The sequence below is a fragment of the Gemmatimonadota bacterium genome (assembly GCA_026706845.1).
In the GTDB taxonomy this organism is placed as follows: domain Bacteria; phylum Latescibacterota; class UBA2968; order UBA2968; family UBA2968; genus VXRD01.
On the sequence record JAPOXY010000197.1, the window covers coordinates 1 to 22222 of the forward strand.

The 22222-nt window shown below is 52.3% G+C and carries 17 protein-coding genes; 6 read left to right on the plus strand and 11 right to left on the minus strand.

All coding sequences use genetic code 11. The features are described 5' to 3' along the window. Positions 1–1979, plus strand: a 1979-nt coding sequence (locus tag OXG87_17890; GenBank protein MCY3871424.1) for a DUF5916 domain-containing protein, incomplete at its 5' end; no start/stop codon positions are given. Positions 1980–2063: 84 nt separating this feature from the next. Here OXG87_17890 and OXG87_17895 read toward each other — a convergent pair. The 6 genes from OXG87_17895 to OXG87_17920 form a co-directional block, all read right to left on the minus strand. After that, positions 2064–3764, minus strand: coding sequence for a PEGA domain-containing protein (locus tag OXG87_17895; protein ID MCY3871425.1), 1701 nt, complete (start codon positions 3762–3764; stop codon positions 2064–2066). Further along, positions 3761–5137 carry a hypothetical protein gene (locus OXG87_17900; GenBank protein MCY3871426.1) on the minus strand — a complete coding sequence of 459 codons (1377 nt, stop codon included), beginning with the start codon at positions 5135–5137 and terminating at the stop codon, positions 3761–3763. Before OXG87_17900 ends, OXG87_17895 begins: the two co-directional genes overlap by 4 nt. Before the next feature lie 8 nt (positions 5138–5145). Next, complete coding sequence (locus tag OXG87_17905; protein ID MCY3871427.1) at positions 5146–6504, minus strand: hypothetical protein; 1359 nt, start codon at positions 6502–6504, stop codon at positions 5146–5148. An 8-nt stretch (positions 6505–6512) separates the two neighbouring features. Beyond that, the gene (locus OXG87_17910; GenBank protein MCY3871428.1) at positions 6513–7043 is read right to left on the minus strand and encodes a hypothetical protein; all 531 of its coding nucleotides are present in this window, start codon (positions 7041–7043) and stop codon (positions 6513–6515) included. A 1-nt stretch (position 7044) separates the two neighbouring features. Beyond that, complete coding sequence (locus OXG87_17915) at positions 7045–8319, minus strand: MotA/TolQ/ExbB proton channel family protein (protein ID MCY3871429.1); 1275 nt, start codon at positions 8317–8319, stop codon at positions 7045–7047. Between the two features lie 188 nt (positions 8320–8507). After that, positions 8508–9239, minus strand: coding sequence for a cupin domain-containing protein (locus OXG87_17920; protein ID MCY3871430.1), 732 nt, complete (start codon positions 9237–9239; stop codon positions 8508–8510). 100 nt (positions 9240–9339) lie between these two features. On the opposite strand from OXG87_17920, the gene OXG87_17925 reads away from it, so the two are divergent. Beyond that, entirely contained in the window at positions 9340–10800 is a 1461-nt protein-coding gene (locus OXG87_17925; GenBank protein MCY3871431.1) for a hypothetical protein, read from the plus strand. A gap of 19 nt (positions 10801–10819) precedes the next feature. Here the strand turns inward: OXG87_17925 and OXG87_17930 are convergent, their stop codons facing one another. From OXG87_17930 to OXG87_17940, 3 genes are read right to left on the minus strand one after another with little or no spacing between them, the layout of a single operon-like run. Further along, positions 10820–11812: a Gfo/Idh/MocA family oxidoreductase gene (locus OXG87_17930; GenBank protein MCY3871432.1), complete on the minus strand. Its 993-nt coding sequence runs from the start codon at positions 11810–11812 to the stop codon at positions 10820–10822. A 28-nt stretch (positions 11813–11840) separates the two neighbouring features. Next, positions 11841–12344: a GNAT family N-acetyltransferase gene (locus OXG87_17935; GenBank protein ID MCY3871433.1), complete on the minus strand. Its 504-nt coding sequence runs from the start codon at positions 12342–12344 to the stop codon at positions 11841–11843. A gap of 3 nt (positions 12345–12347) precedes the next feature. Continuing rightward, entirely contained in the window at positions 12348–13358 is a 1011-nt protein-coding gene (locus OXG87_17940; GenBank protein MCY3871434.1) for a Gfo/Idh/MocA family oxidoreductase, read from the minus strand. A 216-nt stretch (positions 13359–13574) separates the two neighbouring features. Between OXG87_17940 and OXG87_17945 the strand changes: the two genes are divergently transcribed. Beyond that, positions 13575–14951, plus strand: a complete 1377-nt coding sequence (locus OXG87_17945; GenBank protein MCY3871435.1) for a sulfatase — start codon at positions 13575–13577, stop codon at positions 14949–14951. A gap of 11 nt (positions 14952–14962) precedes the next feature. Here OXG87_17945 and OXG87_17950 read toward each other — a convergent pair whose 3' ends face one another. Then, positions 14963–16942, minus strand: coding sequence for a hypothetical protein (locus OXG87_17950; protein MCY3871436.1), 1980 nt, complete (start codon positions 16940–16942; stop codon positions 14963–14965). Positions 16943–16967: 25 nt separating this feature from the next. Continuing rightward, positions 16968–18467 (minus strand): sodium:solute symporter family protein, encoded by a 1500-nt coding sequence (locus OXG87_17955; protein MCY3871437.1) that lies wholly within the window; start codon positions 18465–18467, stop codon positions 16968–16970. Positions 18468–18579: 112 nt separating this feature from the next. Between OXG87_17955 and OXG87_17960 the strand changes: the two genes are divergently transcribed. From OXG87_17960 to OXG87_17970, 3 genes are all read left to right on the plus strand, one after another. Beyond that, positions 18580–19446: a phytanoyl-CoA dioxygenase family protein gene (locus tag OXG87_17960; protein ID MCY3871438.1), complete on the plus strand. Its 867-nt coding sequence runs from the start codon at positions 18580–18582 to the stop codon at positions 19444–19446. 76 nt (positions 19447–19522) lie between these two features. Then, a complete protein-coding gene (locus tag OXG87_17965; GenBank protein ID MCY3871439.1) occupies positions 19523–20167 on the plus strand; it encodes a (2Fe-2S)-binding protein in 645 nt (214 codons plus the stop codon). After that, positions 20168–22222: xanthine dehydrogenase family protein molybdopterin-binding subunit (locus OXG87_17970; GenBank protein MCY3871440.1), on the plus strand; the 2055-nt coding region annotated here is incomplete at its 3' end. It abuts the gene before it with no gap.

Below are 22222 nucleotides of genomic sequence, written 5' to 3' on the forward strand. Positions count from 1 at the left end.
ACGATAATGAAAAAATTTATTTCGGTTTTGAATGTTACGACAAAAATCCCGGCCTCATTGTTACCAATAATATGCGCCGAGATTCTCAGCTTTCTGGTGATGATAATATCCAGTTGTTGCTCGATCCGTTTAATGACAAACAGAATGGGGTTTTCTTTATTATCAATGCGCTCGGCGCGCGGGCAGATATGCTTTTGTCAAATGAAGGGCGAACGACGAATGAAGATTGGGATTGTATCTGGGAGGCGCGGTGTGTGCGCCACGAGATGGGCTGGACTGCCGAAATAGCGATACCGTTTGATCAACTCCGTTTCAATCCGTCTGATGAGATGGAATGGGGGATTAACATGGGGCGTTATATCGGACACAAGAACGAAGAAACCGCGTTTATTGTCGGACGACATACGCCGTCGCCCCGGCGGAGGTATCAGATGACAGATATGGGTGTGTTGCGCGGATTAAAGGCTGTTGAGAGAAAGCGGCTTTTTCAGGTCAAACCGTATGTGTTGCCGGGGACTTCGCGCAATTTTGCAGGCGATGAGGGGGAGAATCGCACGTTTGAAGCGGGTGCAGATGTGCGCTATGGCGTGACGCCCAATCTCGCGCTGGATGTATCTTATAATACGGATTTTGCCCAGGTCGAAGCCGACCAGGAGCAGGTCAATTTGACGCAGTTTTCTCAGTTTTTTCCCGAAAAGCGCGAGTTTTTCCTGGAGGGGGCACAGTTGTTTGACTTTGGCGAGGCGGCGTCAACTCGAGGGGGAGATAGGCGCCCGCCAACACTGCTGTTTTACAGCAGGAGAATCGGTCTGGATAGGGGGCAGCCCGTGCCAATTCTCGCAGGAGGCAAATTGGCTGGCAAAGCCGGGCGCACGAGCATTGGCGCGTTAAATGTTCTGACGGATTCTGAGACGCTGGACACGCAGACGCTGCCGCGCAGGAATTTTTCTGTCCTGCGGATGAAACGCGATGTGCTCGCGCGGTCCAATGTCGGGTTTATCTGGGTAAATAAACAAAGCGAAGTGTCCGAAGGTGGGTGGGGCGACTACAATCGCGCCGGGGGACTGGATTTCAGTTTTTCGCCTTCAACCGCGGTCAATGTGCAGGCGTTTTACGCGCGTACCTGGGATACGGAGCAAGAGGATGTGGATGACGCTCGGTATCTTCGCTTCTCGTATAACGGGACCAAATACGCGGGATCGGCAACTGTTCTGGATGTGGAGGACAATTTTGAGCCAGAGACCGGGTTTGTCAATCGCCGGCGTGGCATTCGGGGATTTCGGCGCTACAATGTCAATCTATCCTATTTGCCGCGTCCCAAAGTAGCCAATATCCGCAATTTGCGGTTCACACCCGATATCCAGGTGATTGAAGACGACGCAGGCGAGGTGCCGTTCCAGCGGTTCAGACTTGACGGTGTGCTCGCCCTTCAGACAGCTGATCGCTTTTTGGTACGTGTGGAGAGGACCCGCGATGTCGTTACGCGGACTTTTAGACCGTCGCGCAAGCGACCCGATGTCGCCATTCCACCGGACGAATATACTTTTACATCGTTCAGGCTGGGACCGGATACGGCAAATTATCGCAAATTGCAGTTGGACTTTGATTTTCTGGTGGGGACTTATTATACAGGACACCTGTATCGGGTGACGGCAGAGAACGCCTATCGGCCCAATGGCAGATTGGGTATTGAGCTGATTTACGATGGCAATTGGATTCGCTTGCCACAGGCCAATCTCAATATTCAGGCGTTGAGCACGCGGTTGATTTACTCGTTTACGACCGATTTCTTTTTCAAAATTTTCGCGCAGTGGAATAGTGACAGCGAGTCCGTGGGCGCAAACTTTTTGCTCAACTACCGGTTCCGCCCGGGCAGCGATATTTTCTTTGTCTATGATCACGGGTTTGGAACCGATGGCGATTTACACCAGACCGGCCGCGCCGTGCTGCTCAAGGTGTCGTATTTGATTGGGTTGTGAGACAGGCTCTATCACAGGAATTGGAATTTAAAAAGCACCCGAGTTCTATTCGGGTGCTTTTTTGTTTTTGACCTGATTGTGTTCTCACAGCGCGAGGGCAACGCCTATACCGACAATGGGGATGAGCAGATATTTGAGAATCCCACTGCGTTTGCCCTGGATGTTGCCGAGGATAGATGTTTCCAATTTTTTATTCCCTGTTTTGTAGTACATGCATTCTGTACCTGGGGTCGCGGCAATGGCGGTGACGCCGGGCCAAACGGGTTTGATGCCGCCCATGGGATAGAGAATGATGTTTTCGCGATGGCGTTTGTAATCGCCCATTTTGACCAGAAGTGCGTATTCGCGGCCAAAAGTAATCTGATCGGGTTGAACAATAGGACCGAGTTCGTCCCCGACTACAGTTTGCAAGCGAACCGTATCCGACGCGGTTTTGGCGGTGGGCAACCACAGGCTGACGCGCGGTGAGATGGGTAGAAAAGCGGGGACATCTGAAACGCGGAATGAAATGGGAATGGCCATGTTTTGCGTATCTTTGAGCATGTAATGGCCTTTGGGAAGGGTGATGGAAAACTCTTGCTGGCGATTGGCAATATTCTCATTCAGGATGTGTTCGGCAAGGGCGACGAGGCTGTCGTGCATGGTCTGTTCGTGCGAGGAGGTGGCCGGGGGCACGGGTGCTTCTCGCGTAAAGCGCACCTGTTCAAAGTGCAGGGTTTTGGGAGGCAGGTTGCGAATGGCGAGATAGGCCGCATTTACGTTGACATCTAATCGGCCGAGACGCGTGTGCCATTGTTCGGCAAAGCGCGTGAGATCGCCCAAGCGGGACTCGTTTTTCCCTGGAAGGGGATTGGGTTCTTGTTCAATGGGAAAAGGAGAACGCCCCCGGGCTTCTTCAAAGAGTGCGTGAGCTTCTGAGAAGCGGCGGTATTTGCCGAGTACAATGCCGCGGTACACGTCAATTTGCGACAGCGCACGGAGCAGGCCGCGTTCACTTTTTCCCATAAGACGCATCGTGCGTTCTAATTCGCGCGTCTGGTGGCTATAGTATTTCAGGTCTTCGATAAAAGGCGTCAGGCGCGGATCGCTGAGGCGGATAGACGCATTGGTTTCAACCGCGGGGACTGTTTCGCCAATGGCCAGGGCAGCGGCGAGGAGTTGCGCGCTTTCGGCGAGGTATTGGTCTGCGATATCCGCGAGACCGGGGATGGACAATTCCGTGAGTGGCAGCGGATTGCGGGTAAGCCTAATTTCTATGAGTTTGCCACGCGGGGGCAGAAAGAGGTCTTGTTCGATGAGGTTAAAGCCGGGTTTGCTGATTTCGAGGCGGTATTTACCCACAAAAAGGTCCGACTCATAAGCCACATTGCCGCGTCCGATGTTGATAAACCCGGTGATGGTCGTGTCTTGATCTGCAAACCGAAGGTGGATTTCTGCGCCTAAGGCCGCGAGTTGATCAGATCGGATCTCCAGATGCGCTTTCTGACGTATGAGCGCGATATGCACCGTATCTGCCAAAACGGTTGTCGTAAATGTGCGCGTCCAGGGCTGGTAGCCGTGTGCATACGCCTGAATTTTATCGCCAATGTCCAGTAGCTTTTCCGTGACAAATGGCGTATAACCCGCTTCCTGCCCATTGATGAAGACCTGAGCACCTGTGGGTTCTGAGCGAATGTGGATTTTCGTTTTGAGAAGCATCCTCGGCGCAGGCTCTGTTTCTTGAGCCTGGATGTGGAGCGGTGCGGTCAACAGGATGGAAAATAAAATGAATCTCAGGGTGTTCATGGGGAGGTGTCCTGTTTTTTGCTGAGCAGCGCGCTGCTGTGCTTTTCTTCGAGTTGACGCGCTTGCACATAGTTGCCCTGGCTTTTGGCGATGCGATGAAATTCTTTCCAGTAGCGTTCCGGCGCAATGCGATAGGCCATTTCTGCGGCCTGGTATGCTCTCGCTCCCACATTTTGCAGGTCGGAGTTGAAATAGGCAATCGCCAGGGTGATCAGGGCTTCGCCGCGGTCTTGCCATCCAAAGGATGTCACGGGATAAATGGTTGAAATCGCCTCGCGGTACGCGCCTTCTTTGAGTTTTACACTTGCCAAACTGAGCGAAAGCCCGCCATAGGTATCGCACACTCTCGGTTCGTATTGGTTGTGCGCGTATGCGTATTTGGCATATTCAACGGCTCTGGGCAAGTCGTCTCGGTACGCGGTGAAGGCCATGTCGAGATAGAGGGCGGCGCGAGAGGTGTCGGATCTCGCATAGATTAGGGCGCGTTGCATTGCGTGGATTGCGTGGTCGGCTTTTTCTTCTTTGCTGTGGCGCAATCCCTTGAGGCGGTAGATAGCACAGCGCATATTATAACCGCCGTCAAAGCGCGCGGCAGCGAGCACTTGATTGAACCAGTCGGGGTTATCGCCCAAAACGCCGCGAGAAGATGCGGCGGCAATTTTGGGGATGTAAAAATCGGGTTCTATGCCTTCAAAATTGGCCTGTCCGGCGGTCTCGATCAGGTTCAGGCTGTTTTCGATATAGACGCTTAAATAAGCCTGAAGGGTGTCGCTCATGGTGCTGCGTTGCGGCGCCGCATAGACAATTTCCTTTTGCGTTCTGCCGAGAATTGCCATCCAAATGTCGCGCAGACCACCCTCTGCGAGATGCCATATTCGGTGCAGGGAGTCAATTGTTGCGGGTTGAAAGCGCGCGGGGATCCAGGTGCTGTCCCGCAATACTGGCGGGGGCAAATCCAGCGGCAGGGGTTGGCGGTTGTTTTCGCGCTCGAGCACGAAGTTGGCACGCGCCATCGCGTATTTGACGGTGAGACGTCCCAATTCGTAGCGAACATCGGGGTCTTGCTCGCGCTCGAGTGCCGTGCGGTAGGCGTCTGCACTTTTTCTGAGCAGGTCCAGTCGGTTGGGCGCGTCCTGGCCCGTGTCGTAGGCACGCTCGCCTGCCGTGCCCAGCCAGATATAATAGGCACTGGTAAAAATGAGGGCCTGGTTGCACGCGCGCTCAAAATGTGCGACGGCTTCGATATATCGCCCAAGCGCGTAAGCATTGCGGCCCTGCTCAAAAGACTGATAGGCGAGGTTGTCATCCTTTTCCTGGGCAAAGGAAAGGGCCGGCAAAATCAAAAAAGCGAAGATAAGGAAGATTTTTTTCATAAGCGATCTCACGAATTGCTCAGGGCGCGGTTGAGAAAATGGATGCCCCGGCGCGCTTCGGTTTCTATGTGAAGTGCTTTGTCTATTCCCGAACGTGCGAAAATCTGAATGCCGTCGAGTCGGCCCAATCGAAATGTGAGGATAAATGCAACACCGTCGGCAAATTGTATTCTGGCTTTGTCTGGAGCCAATGTGAGTTGGGCATTTTCATATATTCTATTTTGAGGCGTTTTCAGCTGAGAGAGTGTGCGCTGGATACGGGTCAGGCGCACGAGTTCTGCCGAGAGACCAGCCGATGTATGAAAGTTGGAAAAACCAATGCGTCCCGCTGGCCGGTAGCCTTTGAGATCGGTGGATTCCGCTTGTTGCTCGGGCTGATCTTCGCCCGCGCGCGCGTCAGTTGATGGCAATGTGGTAGGGGCGTGCGCTGGCATGCTCATAGTGGCGCGCGCGACATGGACTTCTGGCCGCGAACCAAAAAACGTCGATGGGTTTGGACCTCTGTCCAGATCAGGCGTCGAGACACGGGGCGGTGTTATCAGTCCACTGAGCGAGGGTCTGTCGAGTTGACGCGGAATATCGGGTAGTGAGGCGAGTGCCAGTCTCGGTTTGTCTGGTAGCGCGATTTTTGGACGAGGTGCTGGCTCTGGGGTAGCCTGCACCCGGGGTTCAGGATCTGGTTTTGTTATGCTGGCTTCCTCCTGTGTGTCTTTGCTCATGTCAAAGATGCCCTGCGCACTTACGAGCATTTCTTCAAAATTTGTGACAATGGCTTTGAATGCCCGTCCCTCCGGGGGAGGACTGAGTGCCAATAGCAATACGATGCCCAGCGCAAATGCACCGGCCAATGCGGGCAAAAAGCGTTGTTGTGTGCGTTGAATAGGGGCATAGGGTAAGCGGATGGACTGCGATTGCGAAGGCTGGACAGAGGTAAGAGCGATGGCGATTTCTATTTCATGCCGTCGAGAGGGAAAATGCGCCCAGAGCTTGGAAAGTCCCAGATGGTTCTGTTTGGCTACAAGCGCGCACGCTTCGTGAAGGATATGACCCTTATAGAAGCGATTGATGATTTCGCGTGAGGGCAATTTGAAATGGCTCGATGGCGAAATCTGACCTATGCGCTCCTCAAAACTGTCGGTTTTCGATGGGGGGACATACCCCAGGTCTCGCAACTGCTTGAAGAGATATTCGATGGCCTGATGATAGTCACTTGCAAAGTCTTCGGGCGAGGGATAATTACATGCTCGACACGCCTCAGACAAGTTGCGAGCGCGCAGTGTGGCAGATAACACGCCAAAGAGTATGGGATGATCTCGTCGCATGCTTTCAGCAGCGCTCTGGATCAATTTTTTTTCACGGGGAGACATATTCTATTTTACAATTTTCTTTTTTGACTTTCAAGCCCCCATTGCACAGTCTTAAATCCACTGTTGTTGAGGGCGTCGTACACGCCAACGGTATAAGTCACGGTTGCATCGCGTTCAAAATAGAGGCGCACCAAAATGTCATTGGGCGCAAATCCATGTTGTGCTTGTAGTGCGAGTAAAGCTTTTTTTACGGACAAAAATACAGCGCGTTCAATACCAATCTCGTCGTTGTCTGCGCGGTCTTGAAAGACCATGTGCTCTTCGGTGGCGACGCCGCCTTTGTCAAATTGCACATAGGACTTCCCGATGATGATCTGTAAAAATCGCTCATCCGTGGGGTGGGGTGCAGAGCCTTTTTCGTCGGGTGCTTTGATAAAATTGAGTTTTTGTGCGTGGACAAAGCGGTTGTGCAAATTAGCGAGATGGGTTTGCCACACATTTTGGATAATAAAAAATGTAAGCAGCAAAAACAAGACATCAATAAACCCCTCGCCCGTGTCTAAAAGTGCTGCCAAAGGTCGCCTGTTGCGATGTCTCACGTCAATCTCCTATTTCTTTTCTCTCGCCTGTATCTATCTGATAAAAGTGCTGAACAAGGTTGAGCATGCGCGCCCGATGTTGCAAACTGCGGGCTTTGGTTTTGCGTATGAGGATCATGGATAGAATGCGTCCGAGAAATCCAATGGCTGTGGTGACGAGGGCAAAGTTGATGTAGTGTGCCATTTTGAGCTGGGTTTGGGCAGGGCCTTCGCCTACTTTCATGGTGTCTTCTAAAATTTTGAAGGCGTCTATCATGCCAACAACCGTGCCCAAAAGGCCCATGGAGAGCGACAGGAGCCCCAACATGCCAAATCCTTCGGATAGGCGATCCTCAATTTCATCGAAGATGAGATAGATTTTGTCGGTGCATCGCTCGACCAATCGCGCCTGGTCAGATGCGATTTCAGATTCGACAGATGTGAGAATAGCATAGAGTTCTGTGTTTTCAGATAGGGCGTAATCGGCGTTGTATTGCCCGCCCCATAGCAGGTTAATGCCCTGATTCTGAACGATTTGTGCGTCGGAATTGGTGAAGAAGCGGTCGGGTGATAAGTCATGAGACAAAACCTGGGCATAGCGCACAACCATATAGAAGGGCAAAGCGATCAGGAGCAAGATCAAAACCGTAGAAAGTGGACCGCTGATGTTGGAGATATAGCGGCCGATGGATTCGGCCAAATCACCGCCTCGAACAACCGTGGGTACGGCATTGTCGGCAGTAAACGCGATTTGGATGTCCTCAAACTTGTGTTCGACCATCTGTGTATTCGGCGCAATAGGGCCATAGGCTGTCTGGTCAAAGTCCATCGCATAGGTCCGGTTGTTGTACTGAAAGCTCAAATCGTCGATCACCGCGCTGTGGCTGGCGTTGCGCGTGCGAATGACGAGGCTATCGACGGGCAGGTCGGGTATTGCGATCCATTCGCGTTGCGTACCAGCGTGATAGGTCGAATCACGCCCCTGTGTGTGTACGATTACGGCGATGGGTAAAAAGCGGTCTACATTCTTGAAACGGATATCCGTGACTGCAATTTTTTGTTTTGGATTGTCGGGTTGTTGGAATGTGACGGTAAGTGCCTTCCAAAAAGTTCCCCCCTGAAGGACTTGCCCACCTTGCAGCCCGGTGATAGCTCCATCGAGCCAGATTGCCGCTTTTGTGCAGATATAGAGGCCGACAAAGAGGGTAGCGAGATAGAGTGCTACCTGGGCAATGGGATTTTTTTTAAGAACGGGATGATTTAGAACCCGTGCCATGTATTCTCGGTATTTGGACATGTAATAAGGAATCTCCACATAATTATTATAGACTAATTTGTGAAATTTAAGGATTTATTCCGAAATTATCCACCAAAACTTTTAATCATACGGGGTGACATTGATTCGTTTCTGACAACTGAAAGAAGCCCCGTCTAAAATCGCTTGCACGATCTTGGATGGGGCTTTTTTTTACTCATCATTTCTTTTTATGCAGCGATGATCATATAGCTAAACCATTCGCTGTGGGGATTTTTGATGTGATAGGATGTGCCGGGGGGTACGTGAACCACATCGCCTTCGGTGATGTGCTGTTCGCCGTCGGATGTGACGAGGATGCCCTTGTTTTCGAGAATCCAGAAGCCGAGTTCTATGTCGTCATAACATCGCGCAATGCTCTGCTGACCGGGTTGTACGGCTTCGCGGTCGATGAAGGCAATGGATTTTAAGCATCCCGTGTTTTCTTCGCCGACAGGGCCGAGTTGATGCCAGCGAATCGCGCCTGCGCCATCGCTTACGGGTAAAACGTCTTCCCAGTTGCGGATCACACATTCGCCTCCGGGTTCGGTGTCGATATTTTTGCTGAGAACGAGGTGCTCGAGCCATTCGTCGTTCATGTCGTTGAACATCTGATGGTAAATATCCGCGGGCAAATACACGGCGTCGCCAGGGCGTACGGAAAAGCGGTCTTCTCCTACGAGGACTTCACCACTGCCGCTGATGATATAATACGCCTGTTCAGTTTGCGGGTGTTTGTGGTGGTCGGAGGTTTTGCGCCCTTGAAGTCCGTGTTTGACGATGCCCTGAATGTTGTGCAACTGCGGGGAGTCGTCTTCCTCGTGTTTGGGCGTCGCATTTCTCTGTCTTAACCCCGGCCAGCGAATCGCGCTCAGGTGCGCCACTTCGGGTTGCTGGTCTCGCCAGTTTTTGATGTATGCCATATTTGCCTCTCATAATGTTGAAAAGGATCTGCGGGCTACTTAAGTTAATACGATTGTCTTATGCCGCAATTTAAAAATTTGCACAAGAGGAGGATCGACAATGCATGATCCCTATTCACTAATTGGCGTGCGTTCATTTATCAATTGCTGTGGTACGCGAACGATTCACGGGGGGACGCTGATGTTGCCGCAGGTGCGCGAAGCGATGATGGCTGCTTCGCGCTTTTTTGTCAATATGGATGAACTCATGGCGGGAGTAGGTAGGCGTTTGGCCCTGCTCACGGGAGCGGAGTGGGGGATGGTGGCCTCTGGCGCGGCGGCATGCCTGTGTCATGCAACAGCAGCCTGTGTGACAGGTGGCGATCCCGAGTTGATGTTTCGGTTGCCCGATACGAGTGGGATGAAGCGCGAGGTCGTCATGCCCAGAGCAAGTCGATTTACCTATGATCACGCCATTCGTTCGGTGGGCGTGACAATCGTGGAGGTGGATAATCTCAGGGAAATGGATGCGGTGCTCGATCGGGAACAGGTGGCTATGGTCGCCTTGCTGGGGACCTGGGAGGCGGATATGACGCTTGAAGCGATTGTTGACATGGCGCGTCCGAGAGGTGTCCCTGTGCTGGTCGATGCAGCGTCGGAGCATCTCCAATCTCCCGAACCATATACCAGTCGCGGAGCAAATTTGGTCGCTTATAGCGGTGGCAAATACCTGCGCGGACCTCAGCCTACGGGCTTGTTATTAGGCGATCGCGACCTTGTCGAGGCCGCCTGGGTGCATGCAGCACCGCATCACACGCTTGGACGCGCGATGAAGATCGGTAAAGAGGAGGTTATGGGCATTTTAGCGGCCGTAGAATATCTGCTGGTGGGACGCGACCCCGAGTCGGAATACGAGGGCTGGATTGCCGATCTCGAGACAATTGCGCGGCATGTGACGCGTGTATCGGGTGTAGAAGCTGAAATTCTCGCGTCTGATCAGTCGGATGTTCCCAGGTTGGAAATCCGTTGGGATGGAGATCGTATTGGTCTGACAGGGCTTGAATTGCGCGAACAACTTTTGTGCGGTGATCCACGCATTATGCTGGATGATCGAGGGGCGACAGATACGTCTATTTTTATTTTGCCATTTTCGCTACAACCTGGGGAAGCAGATATTGTTGGCATACACATTCGCGATGCATTATCCCACGCACCTTTGCTCAAAAAAGAAAAGGTGCGAGAACCTGTTGATGTGTCGGGTGCATGGGAAATTGAAATCGCGCTGGTGAGAAAAACAGCGCGTCATCGCGTGGATATTGAGCAGCTTGCTGGCGTTTTAACGGGTACTCACCAGACGCGCTGGCTAAAAAATTCATTGAAAGGCTCTGTGAATGGTGATGAAATCGCATTTACGAGCCAGCATCGTTTTGAGGGAACCCATCTATCTTATCGGTTTGTGGGAACGGTGTCAGGTGACGAAATGCGCGGCGAAGTGGAAATGGGCAGTTCGGGACAATCTGCACCCGGGCCGTTGAATCAGCGCGAATATGGCACAGCGAGATGGCGGGCGGTGAGGCGATAGGCTTTGTGAGGACTGGGTGCTATGTGGAAACGGATACAGTTTTTCCAGTTTTACCCGATTCCATTGCCGCAAAGATGAGTGCCATTGTTTTGCGCACATCACGAGCTGACGCTTGCGCGAGGGGGCGGTTGTCGCGGATAGCTGAGAGAAATTCGAGGTGTATGGTGGGTTCGCCAGCGAGGTGAACGGTTTCAGGTACGTCCTGTTCTATTCCATTGAGCAATAAAGGTCCGCTGGTGCTGTTGAGGTGAATGACGCCTTCATCGCCCATTACGATCCATTCCGTGCCTGCACGATGGTGAAATGAGAGGGCGCAGTTGAGAATGGCATTGCTTTCTGTTGTGGCGATGAGGGAGACTTCGTCTTCGATGTCGATATCGGGGTGTGGATCGATGTTTTGCACGATTGCCGAGACGGATACCGCTTTTTCATCCATCCACCACAAGAGTACATCGAGCGAGTGAACGCCGATGCCGGGGAGAATGCCGCCCGACAATTCCTGACGCGCAAACCAGCTATTTTCGTCGCCGCCGCGACCCGACCCAAGTCTGCGGTGGATGACGTGGCGAATTTTTCCCACTGCATTTTCTTCGAGTAGCTTTTTGACCTGGCGAATCGCTGTTGAAAAACGCTGGCTCTGACCAGACATGAGCAATTTGCCTTTGGCTTCGGCTGTAGCAATCATGTCATCGACATCTGCAAGGGTGAGGGCCATGGGCTTTTCGATGAGGGTGTGCAACCCTTTTTCCAGACAGGCAATGGTATAATCGCGGTGCAGGAAGTTGGGTACGGCAATAATTGCAGCATCTGCTTCCACATTTGCCAGCGCGTGGTCGAGGTTGTCAAAGGTAGTTGACACACCATATTGGGTTTTTAGATTATTGCGTGCGTCTTTGGATGGATCAACACCGGCGACAATGATGCCGAGTTCTTCCAGGGATTCCAAACCGCTGGCATGGCCTAAAGCCATGCGCCCGCAACCAACGAGCAAAATGCGAATAGGGGATTTCATCGCGTTCTCCGTTTACTGGATGGGATGATCAGGTGTCTTCGGCTTTTGGGGTGATGCGAAAGCCCAGACGTTTGTAGAGGCGCACGGCGGGTTCACGCCAGAGAGCCGTGTTGAGATAGGCATCGGTATATCCGCGGGCAACGAGTTCTTTGAGGGCGCGGAGTGAGATGGCATAACCGAGTCCATGTCCTCGGTAATTGGGGTCGGTACCAACCCAGTGGATAAGGCCAACTGCTTTTCCTCCGTAATGGGCTTCCCACGCGCTGGCAGTTGCTACCATATAATCGCCTTTGAGGCCGACAAAAATGCGATTGTAGTCGCAGCACGGTTCACGGGTGAATGTGGTGTGAAAATTGTCGATGGTCCAGGGTTTTCCGCCTTCTTCGCCAAAAGCTTCATTTTTCATGCGAATCCATTCTTCTTCTTCGCCGTGCTGAAGCGCGCGAATTGTGAAGCCTTCAGGCTCAGTGTATTCTGGAAGCGGAGTAGTGAGAGAGCGGTGCATGCGGATGCTGCTTGTGCGATTATTCATAGTCTAAAAATCCAAGAATACGGTTGCCGGGCGATTGTTTTCAATGGATTCAATGATGGCACAGCATACTGCGACTGACCTCGCACCGTCAATCTCGTCGATAAGCGGTTTTACGCCTCGCTCAATGCAGGATAGAAAGTGGTCGAGTTCCTGGAGGCACGTATGGTCTTCTGCGCGAATTTCAATTGGGAGTTCAGACCATTCTTCGACGTGGGGCATACCGCCGATGAAGAGTTTGTTGTTGTGAATGGATCCTCTGGTTCCGTGGTAGCTGAAGTTGAGGTTATAGGGAATTTCTGCGCCACAAGAGACCAGGCATTTGCCCAGGGCACCGGATTCAAATTTTAAGCCCGCAATAACCGTATCGTACCAGGGCGCATCGGGAATATTTTTGTTTATACCATACGCGCTGACTTCAACGATTTCTCCGGCGAGCCATCGCATGAGGTCCAGAGGATGGCAGGCCCCACCGATAATGGGCAGTTGGCCTTCTTTTTCCGTATCCATCCACCAGTCGTGACCGGGCAGAGGTAAGAAGGGTTTGAGGTCGTGGATGTAATCGCCTTCCACAAAACAGGCTTCTCCCAGCGTGCCGTTGTGAACGAGGTGGTAAATGGTTTCAAATATGTTGCTAAATCGCGCGCCGTGACCAACCATGACTTGTCGCCCGGATCGTTTGGCTGCATCGACGATTTTTTGACAGTCTTCAACTGTAACGGCGAGAGGTTTTTCCACAAAGACATGCTTGCCCGCGTCGAGCGCGGCGATGGCTTGAGCTACGTGTTGTGAGTTGGGCGTGCAGAGATAAATGATGTCAATTTCGGAGTCGGATAGGACGCTATCGTACTCTGTCGATATTTTATCTGCGCCGTATGTCGCTTGCAGACCTCTTGCGATTTGTTCGCTGCGCGGCGTTGTACATATTGTTCGCAAATGTGCATTGGAATGCGCTGAGATGGCTTTGATGTGTTCGCCACCGATATAGCCCGTTCCTATCACGGCAATCGCGTTCATCGGAGGACCTCCTGTAGTTTGTCCAACAAGGCGCAAAAAAGGTAAAAGGTAAAAGGTAAAAGGTAAAAGGCAAACTTAAAAATTAGGCGGTATGTCAAACCTATATGCGAGAAATGAAAATATGGTACAAGAAGACGCGAATAATTTGAGCGTCTGAAAGTTTGTGCTTTCTGTGGCTATTCTGAAAAAGTGTCCAAATTATTGAGAGGTGAGAATATGGTACAAGAAGATCAACCAAATGTGTTGTTCATTTCGTTTGATGATTTAAATCACTATGTGGGGTTTTTAGATCGCGCTCCAAATGCTGTGACACCTCATTTTAATCGGTTGGCCGAGCGATGTACAGTATTTGAACGCGCGTATTGTCAGGCGCCGATTTGCAACCCGTCTCGGGCGAGTTTGATGAGTGGGTTGCGGCCATCCACTACGGGTGTTTATAACAATCGACAGCCGCTCAGATTTTCGGAAGCGGGAAGAAATTGCGTGACTTTGCCACAGCACTTTCGGCAAAATGGCTATTTCACAACGGGCAGTGGCAAGGTATATCACGGCAAATTTCCCGATCCAATGTCGTGGGATTCTTATGTGCCGAGTTTGTTCAGCCAGTCGCATTCCGGCGCAGGACCCGATCATCATCCGGTAAATGGCATGGTGGGTATGGGCAATCTGGACTGGGGACCCATGGATGTTGTCGATGAAGATATGCAGGATTACAAGGCTGTGAATTATTGTGTTGAGCAATTGCAGGCCAGGCATGACAAACCCTTCTTTTTGACGTGTGGGTTTAAGCTGCCGCATCTGATGTGGCATGTGCCCAGGAAATATGTCGAAGCTTATGACCTGAATGATCTCCATCTACCAGAGACACTGGAGAATGATCTGGATGATGTTCCCGAGATCGCGCAGCGATGGGCGAATCAGAAACCGCATGCGCGTATCGTAGAAGCAGGGCAATGGAAGGAAGCGATTCGGTGTTATCTGGCGTGTATCAGTTTTGTGGATACGCAAATTGGGCGATTGATAGAGGCGCTGGATGCAAGTGCTTATGCAGAGGATACAGCGATTGTTTTGTGGGCAGATCACGGGTGGCATTTGGGCGAAAAAAGCCACTGGAAAAAGAGCACATTATGGGAAGAAGCCTCGCGCGTACCCTTGCTTATTTCAGCTCCGGGTTATTCGCCCGGCACCTGTTCAAAGCCCGTGGGATTAATCGATATTTACCCCACGCTGATTGCGTTGTGCGGCTTGTCTGATCGCAGTGGATTGGAAGGCCGAAGTCTGGTACCTTTAATGGAAAATCCCAATCGCAACTGGCCCTTTCCCGCAATCACCACACACGGACGTGGCAATCATGCCATACGGTCTGATCGCTGGCGATATATCCGTTATGCAGATGGGTCAGAAGAGCTTTACGATCACAGACATGACGAGATGGAGTGGGAAAATCTGGCGCATAGTCCGGGACTGCGCGAGGTCAAAGAACTTCTGGCACAGTGGTTGCCAGAGAATAATGCGCCGGATTCTGAGATTGTTGAATGGCCTGAAGAGAATGAGAGCTATCGAGCTAGGATAGAGGCGATGATGGACGAATAGACAAGCGCTACTCACCATCCATGCACAATATGGCCTGCGTCGGGAAACCAGATGGCATCAACGCCTGTGGAGATGCCAACGCCAAGCAAGTAGCCGATCATGAGGCCATACCAGAAGGGCAGGGATTTCCGGTAGAGCGCGACGCCGCCAAAACGCATGATGAGTGCTTTGGTTGCCCACACAACGAGAAGACTAAAACCATAGCGCCGCGTGGGGAAGGCAATGGCTACGGGATTAAAGGGCCACCAGGAAAAGCGCGTGCGTATGTAAGTCAAAAAACCCGCTATCGCAAATCCCCAGAGCCACACGCCCAGCTTTTCGATGTCGAAGTAGAGTATTGTCGAGCCTTCTACATAAGGGACCAGGCGCACGAGATGATTCCAGTCGCCCAAATAGAGTGGTCCGTTCATTCCGCCGTCCATGTAGCTGCGATACAGCGAATCTGTGGCGGTTGTGATACAACCAGTGATGTAGGCGATGGGAAGAATGGCCCAGACCATGGGATGGCGCTTGAGGTGGTTGCCCAGCATGCGAAAGTAGTGGGGGACAGACATGGTGGCGGTGAGGCGAATGGGCATACCGGCAAAGCCATTGCGGTTGATCATCCAGATTGTCGTGAGTGTGCCGGGCGACATGTTGGCCGTGCCCCCCATCTGCATCCACACATTGCCTCCCTTATCGGCACCCAGTCCGCCGGTACTTCCGGGGGATAAAAAGGTGAATCCGGTTGCTGCGGCGTATTTGGCAACGCCGAATAGCGCGATGAACATCAAGATGAGTTGCACTATGGTTGCCCACAGTTCCATGCCTGCGGCCAGACACCAGCCCGCGAGGAATATGACCGAAGCCGCGAGGCCGAGCCAGGCGGTTCGATAGGTGACTGGTGTTCCATCGTCTGCGGCTCGGTTGCTCATCATCGCACATTCAAGGGTGTTTTTGAGGTGTTTGCGCGATACCCATAATGACCAGGCGACGAGAAAAACGAGTGCGCCGTGGGATTCGAAGCTGAGTATTTCTGCCGGTGTCGCTTGCTGTCCCTGTAACCCCACGGTGATGCCGGTCTGGTTCATCAGCCCCTCTTTGAGAATATTGAGGACATTGTAAAACCAGAAGCTAAAGAGCAGGTCGAGCGGACACAAATATGCCAGGCCCATTATCAGGGGCTGCATGCGCAAAAAATATCTTGGATAGTGATAGCCGATGTTTATCGCCATTTGTCCAGCGAGGTCATAGAGGGGGATATGCGGCAGGGTGTGGACAAAATAACCCGCGATATTCCAGCAGATTACAAAGGTCGAAATGCCAAATCCCACCCAAAACAGAGGCGCGTGAAAGACGACGGGCAGGCGATAGCCGGGTTCTTCTCGCAACATTTCAGTGGGGAAGGTGGCCATAGGAAAGGTGAGGCGCTCTTTTTCGTGCCACTGTTTGAAGAACAAGACGCTGCAAAAAAAACCGGCCATGACCACGGATAAACAGGCGGCAGTCCACCAGAAGAGCGGACGAATCCACGGTTGCCAGGGAATAGACGTGTTGGGTTCCAATCCCCCGTAGAGCTGTCCGATGACCACGGGCGATTTTTGCATAAAGAGCCAGTCGGGCAGCAGGGGGGCAATAACGTCGCCCACGCGGTTTTCGGGCGATGCGAGGTGTACCGGAGCAGAGATGTTGCCCAGGAGATAGCCTGCCCAGCCCGTGGTGGGCAGGTTGCCCACGAGCCAGACCATGAAGAAGATGGTCAACATTTCCGTGCGCGATAAGGCGCGTTTTGGCGCGACGAGTTTGAGTATGGCGTTGATGCCGACCCAGGCGACAAAGGGAATCAGAGCCGATACGGGCATGTAGTTTTTGATCATGTTCCACGCAAAATGCGTGATGTAGATCGTCATGAGGGCAATGGTCAAGATACCGAGCATGACTGCGCGTACCGTGATCCCTCGATCCTGGACATCGGGATGGATTTCCCCGGATATGTCTGTTTGTATGGCCATTTTTTAAAAAGAGGCTGGGAGGTTGTCAGTCCCGAACTTCGTAACCCAGTGCTCTGAGTTTGTCTTCCTGTCCTACGGGTGTGTGCAAGGTGGTGTAGAATTTGTCGAGCAGTGCTTTGGGGTGTTGGGGTGTATATAGGCTTACGACAATGGTGAGTAAAACGCCTGTGCTGAGGTACCAGATCACTTGTTCCATGAACTCCAGGTGGAAATAGTTGCGGGTAATCCACCACACGAGGGCGGAACTGATCAGGCCAGCCCACGCGCCGTACCCATTGCACCTGCGCCACAAGATGCCGCCCCATACGGCGATGCCCCAGAAGGCGGGGAGTGCCGAGAGAAAACGCCATAATTCGACTACGCTACTAAAAATTTCCGTCACGACAATGCCCGCGATGACCATGAGGATGCCCATGATTCGCCCCGCATTGAGATAGTGGTGGTCTTCTTTGTTTTGCGCAAAATAGGGTTTGTAAATATTTTCGACAAAGAGTGCCGAGCCAGCGACCATAAACGAGTCGCAAGAAGACATAACAGCTGCGATCATGGATGCGAGCATGACACCGACGAGACCAACGGGCAGCAGGTCGCGCGTTGCCATGCCAAAGACGAGTTCGGGATCGTCTATATTGGGATAGATAACCATGGCCCCCACGCCGATGAATGCCCAGGCGATGGTGCAAAAGCGTTTGATCATATTGCCGTAGGTAAATCCGACGCGGCCTTCCCATTCTGTTTTGCCAGAGCCGCCCATTTCCATGCAGTGGGGCTGCCCGGGGATGTTGAACAGGGTGTTGATGGTAAGTATAATGACAAATGCGACTGAGATGCGGTCATAGCCAGGCGGTGGATCATCGGGCGCTGTGAGTCCAAAGACATCTTGTGGCAATGTTTGATGCAGCCCGGTAAAACCACCGACTTGATCGAGCAGAAACGGGCAGAGCAAAAAAGACAGGACGATGACGAATATGCCCTGGATAAAGTCTGTGATTACAGCCGCTTGCAGGCCGCCTAACAGACCATAGGATACAAATAGGATTGTCATGACAATGATGCAGGTTTCCGTGCTGAGCACGCCGCCGGTAATCCCGCTTGCCATTTTTCCCGTGCCTTCGAGCATAATGCCCATGGCGAGCACGTAGAAGAGGATACCAAAGGCCGTATATGCCGGGCCGAGTCCTTTGCCAAAACGCTCGTCAAAAAAGTCGCCTGTGGTGATATAACGCATGCGCCTGAAAAGAGGCATCATGATCCAGTAAAAGGGGGTGCAAAACAGGGGCAGCCACGCATACCATATCCCGCGCATCCCCATTTTGTAAGAGGCACCGACGACATTGACAGCTGCATCGGTATGGGTTCCGGTGCCAAAGGCATGCATGATGAGCACGGCTTTGCCAAACTTGCGCCCACCCATAAAATAATCGAGTGTGCCTTTGACTCCTCGAGAAGAAATGAGGCCGATGGTGGTGATACCCACGAGATAAACGCCGAGTGTGAGCACGTCGTAGATGTGCAGACCAAACATGAATCCCCCAGTGTAAAGCATTTTAATGACGGGGCAAAATAGGGCGAAGGTCAGAAGTTTTCAACTTAAAATTTATGTTATAATTTTTCGGTGAATCCATGAGGAGGTTGTTATGGACGTTTATGAGAAGTATTTTTTTGATGTGAATGGGTATCTGGTCGTGGAGGATATTTTGTCTGCCGAGCAAGTCGCGGCACTCAACGAGGCGATTGATCACAATCGGGATAGAATACGGATTCGCAAGGGAGAATTGAGGTTGTCGGGCGGTGTGGGCAGACATGGCGGCGAGGTTTCTATAGCACTGGAAGGATCACATGGACGAGGGGATATCGGAAGTATTTTGAGATGGCCAAAGCCGTGGTGTCAACCCTTCCGCGATTTGCTATCTCATTTGCCAACGATGCACTATATGCTCGATATGATCGGCAATGGATTTCGCTATGGCAATGCCAATGGGATTAGCATGACCAGAGGAGCAGAAGGGCACTTGCTTCACGGTGGGGGTGGGTTTTTGGGCGGACATATGTATTTCTGCAAGGATGGGAAGATGTGGAATAATCTGATTGCCGTGTGTTATCAGCTTGCCGATGTCAATCCCGGCGACGGTGGGTTTGTGTGTATTCCCGGCAGTCACAAGGCAAATTTTGAATGTCCGACGGATGTGCGCCGAATGGAACGAGATTTGGGGTGTTTTAAGCATATTCCCATGAAGGCAGGATCAGCGGTGATTTTTACCGAGGCACTGACACATGGCGCGATGCCCTGGACTGCGGATCACGAGCGACGGACTCTATTGTATCGCTATGCCGCAGGTGGATATGTCAACCCGCCCAGTGGCAATGATCCCGCGAAATACGCGCCATTTATGGATGAACTGACACCGCTTCAGCAGGCTATTATGCAACCCCCACACAATGCGGGGCGTATAGATGTCGCCGCGCTAATCGAAGCGGAGGAAAAAGCGAGTGCTAAAAACTGAGTTGACAGGCTGTTTTTTTCTCTCTATAAATGTTCAACGCAGATGCAAAGGGAAATAAAAAGCATAAGGAGGCCCTATGAATACAGATTTTTCCCACGAGGTCGTTTTGTCAGATGATGCGGCAATGGGGCGGGCGGGGATGTCGAGACGCGACTTTATTAAAGGGATTATTGCTACCGGCGCGTCTATTTCTGCGATGGGATATGTGTTTGGAGGCTGCGCGGGCGACATGGGTAGCGCACCGGGTGCAGTTGAGCGGCTCATTTCTCTCAATGTAAATGGTCGCGTGCGTCGCGTTGATGTTTTGCCGCAGGAAACACTGGCGATGACGTTGCGGTACAAGCTGGGGCTTACGGGCACAAAGCTGGGGTGCGACCGGGGTGAATGCGGTGCGTGTACGGTGCTGGTCGATGATGTGGCGATGTATTCTTGTTCGACTTTGACCCACCGTGTTCGAGGCCGTTCGGTTGTGACCGTTGAGGGCCTTGAAGGCGAAGATGGCGACTTACATCCGGTTCAGCGAGCATTTATCGAAGAGCTGGGACCCCAGTGCGGATTTTGCACGCCGGGCCAGGTGATGTCTGCTGTGGCACTGCTCAAGATCAACCCGAGTCCAACCCGCGAAGACGCGCGGGTTGCCATGTCTGGAAATCTTTGTCGCTGTGGTGCTTACGACAATTATCTAAACTCAGTAATGCGCGCGGCAAAGGAGGCTTCTTAAATGGCATATCAATTGATTGGCAAGGATTTTACGCCGCCAGATGTGGCGGCAAAGGTTACGGGTAAGGCAAAATACGCCGAGGATTTTCGCGCCGAAGGCATGGTGTTTTGTCGCTTGCTTTTGAGCACAATGCCCCATGCGCGCGTTCGCAATATCGACGTGTCTGAAGCGATGAAGATGCAGGGTGTCCTGGGGATTTTAACGGCTAATGACGTGCCCGAGCAAAACGCGCCGAACAATCCCATTTTGACAAATAATCCCCATTATGTAGGGGATCCGATTCTGGCGGTTGCCGCGCTCGACGAGCAGACTGCACAGGATGCAATTGACAAAATTGCGATTGATTATGAACCCCTTCCCTTTACGCTCGATCCCCTGGAGAGTCTCTATCCCGGCGGCACAAATGCCCGCGAAGATGGCAATATTCGCAACCGGCGTTCGGGAAGCGAGACAATCAAATGGACTGCTGGGGATTTTGTCGATAAGGATGTGTGTCCTACGGGCAAACCCGCAACTGAGTGGTCTTATGGCGAGGTTGACCAGGGATTTGAAAATGCGAAACTGATCGTAGATGAGAGCTTTGTCACGGCAAATAATCCGCATCATTCAATGGAACCGCGGTCGTGCATGGCTTTATGGCAAAACGGCAAGTGTTTCGTATATGGCGCAACGCAAAGCCAGAGCCGTCCCACACGCGATCTGGCCCGTCTCCTGCAGATGGAGTCTGAAGATCTGGTTTATATCGCGGAGTACTGCGGAGGCGGTTTTGGTTCTAAAGGTACGGCGTATCCCGTGATGGCTATTCCGCCGCTTATGTCCAAAAAAGTTGGGCGCCCCGTGATGATGCGGATCAGTCGCGCGGAAGAATATTTTATCGGGTCTGCGCGTCACGGCTTTCAGGGGCGAATTAAAATTGGTTTTCGCAGCGATGGGCGGATCAGTGCGCTGGATATGTACGTGATTCAGGAAAATGGCGCTTATCGCGGTGGTGGGGATTGGACCGCTGCCGGTGATGCGGTTTCGCTGGTTTATACGCCCGAGGCCATGCGCTTTCGAGGGATTCCCGTATATACCAATACGCCGATTAGAGGAGCCCAGCGCGGTGCCGGACAAAATCAGATCGCCTGTGTGGTCGAGCCTTTCCTCGACAAGGCAGCCGAGGAACTGGGCATTGATCAACTGGCGATTCGGCGCATCAATGCACCCGATAACGATTCGAAATACGGGCGCAGGCAAGGACCTGTTACGAGCGTTTATATGCGCGAGGCACTGGACAAAGGCGGCAAGGCTTTTGATTGGGCAGAAAAAAAACAAAAAAGTCGTCAGAGAAATGGCTCAAAGGTTGTTGGTGTGGGGATTGGACAGGCTTATCACGCCGCGGGTTCAAATGGTTATGATGGCCTGGTGCGCCTGACGCCAGAGGGCAAGTTGCACATTCATTCGGGTGTTGGCAATCTCGGCACCTTTTCGCATACTGCAACGTCTCTCGCAGCCGCCGAAGTACTGACGTGTAAATGGGAAAATTGCGTAATTGAGCGGGGTGACAGCCGCCGTCATTTGCCGTGGAATCACGCGCAGTGGGGGAGCAATACCTCGTTTACGATGACGCGCACGAATTATGTCGCAGCCATGGACGCGAAAAATAAATTGCTGGAGATTGCGGCAAAGGACCTGGGCGGTTCTCCCGACGATTACGATTTGGCCGATGAGCGTGTTGTGCATAAGACGGACAAATCCAAAAGCATGGGATTTGCAGATGCGGCAAAACGCGCGATTGAACTGGGAGGCAAGTACGACGGTCATGAGGCTCCAGAGGATATCCATGCCATGACAAGAGCCGCAGTGGCTGGGCTTGCGGGCACGGGACTGATCGGCGTTGCCAAAGACAACCTGAAGCGCGAGGGCGTTGTCCCGGCGATGGCGGTCGGACTTATCGAGATTGAGTTGGATATCGAAACCGGGAAGTACGAGATTCTGGATTATGTAGGTGTAGCAGAATGCGGTACGGTACTGCACCCACAGGGGCTGGAGACGCAGATCAAAGGTGGCGCCGTT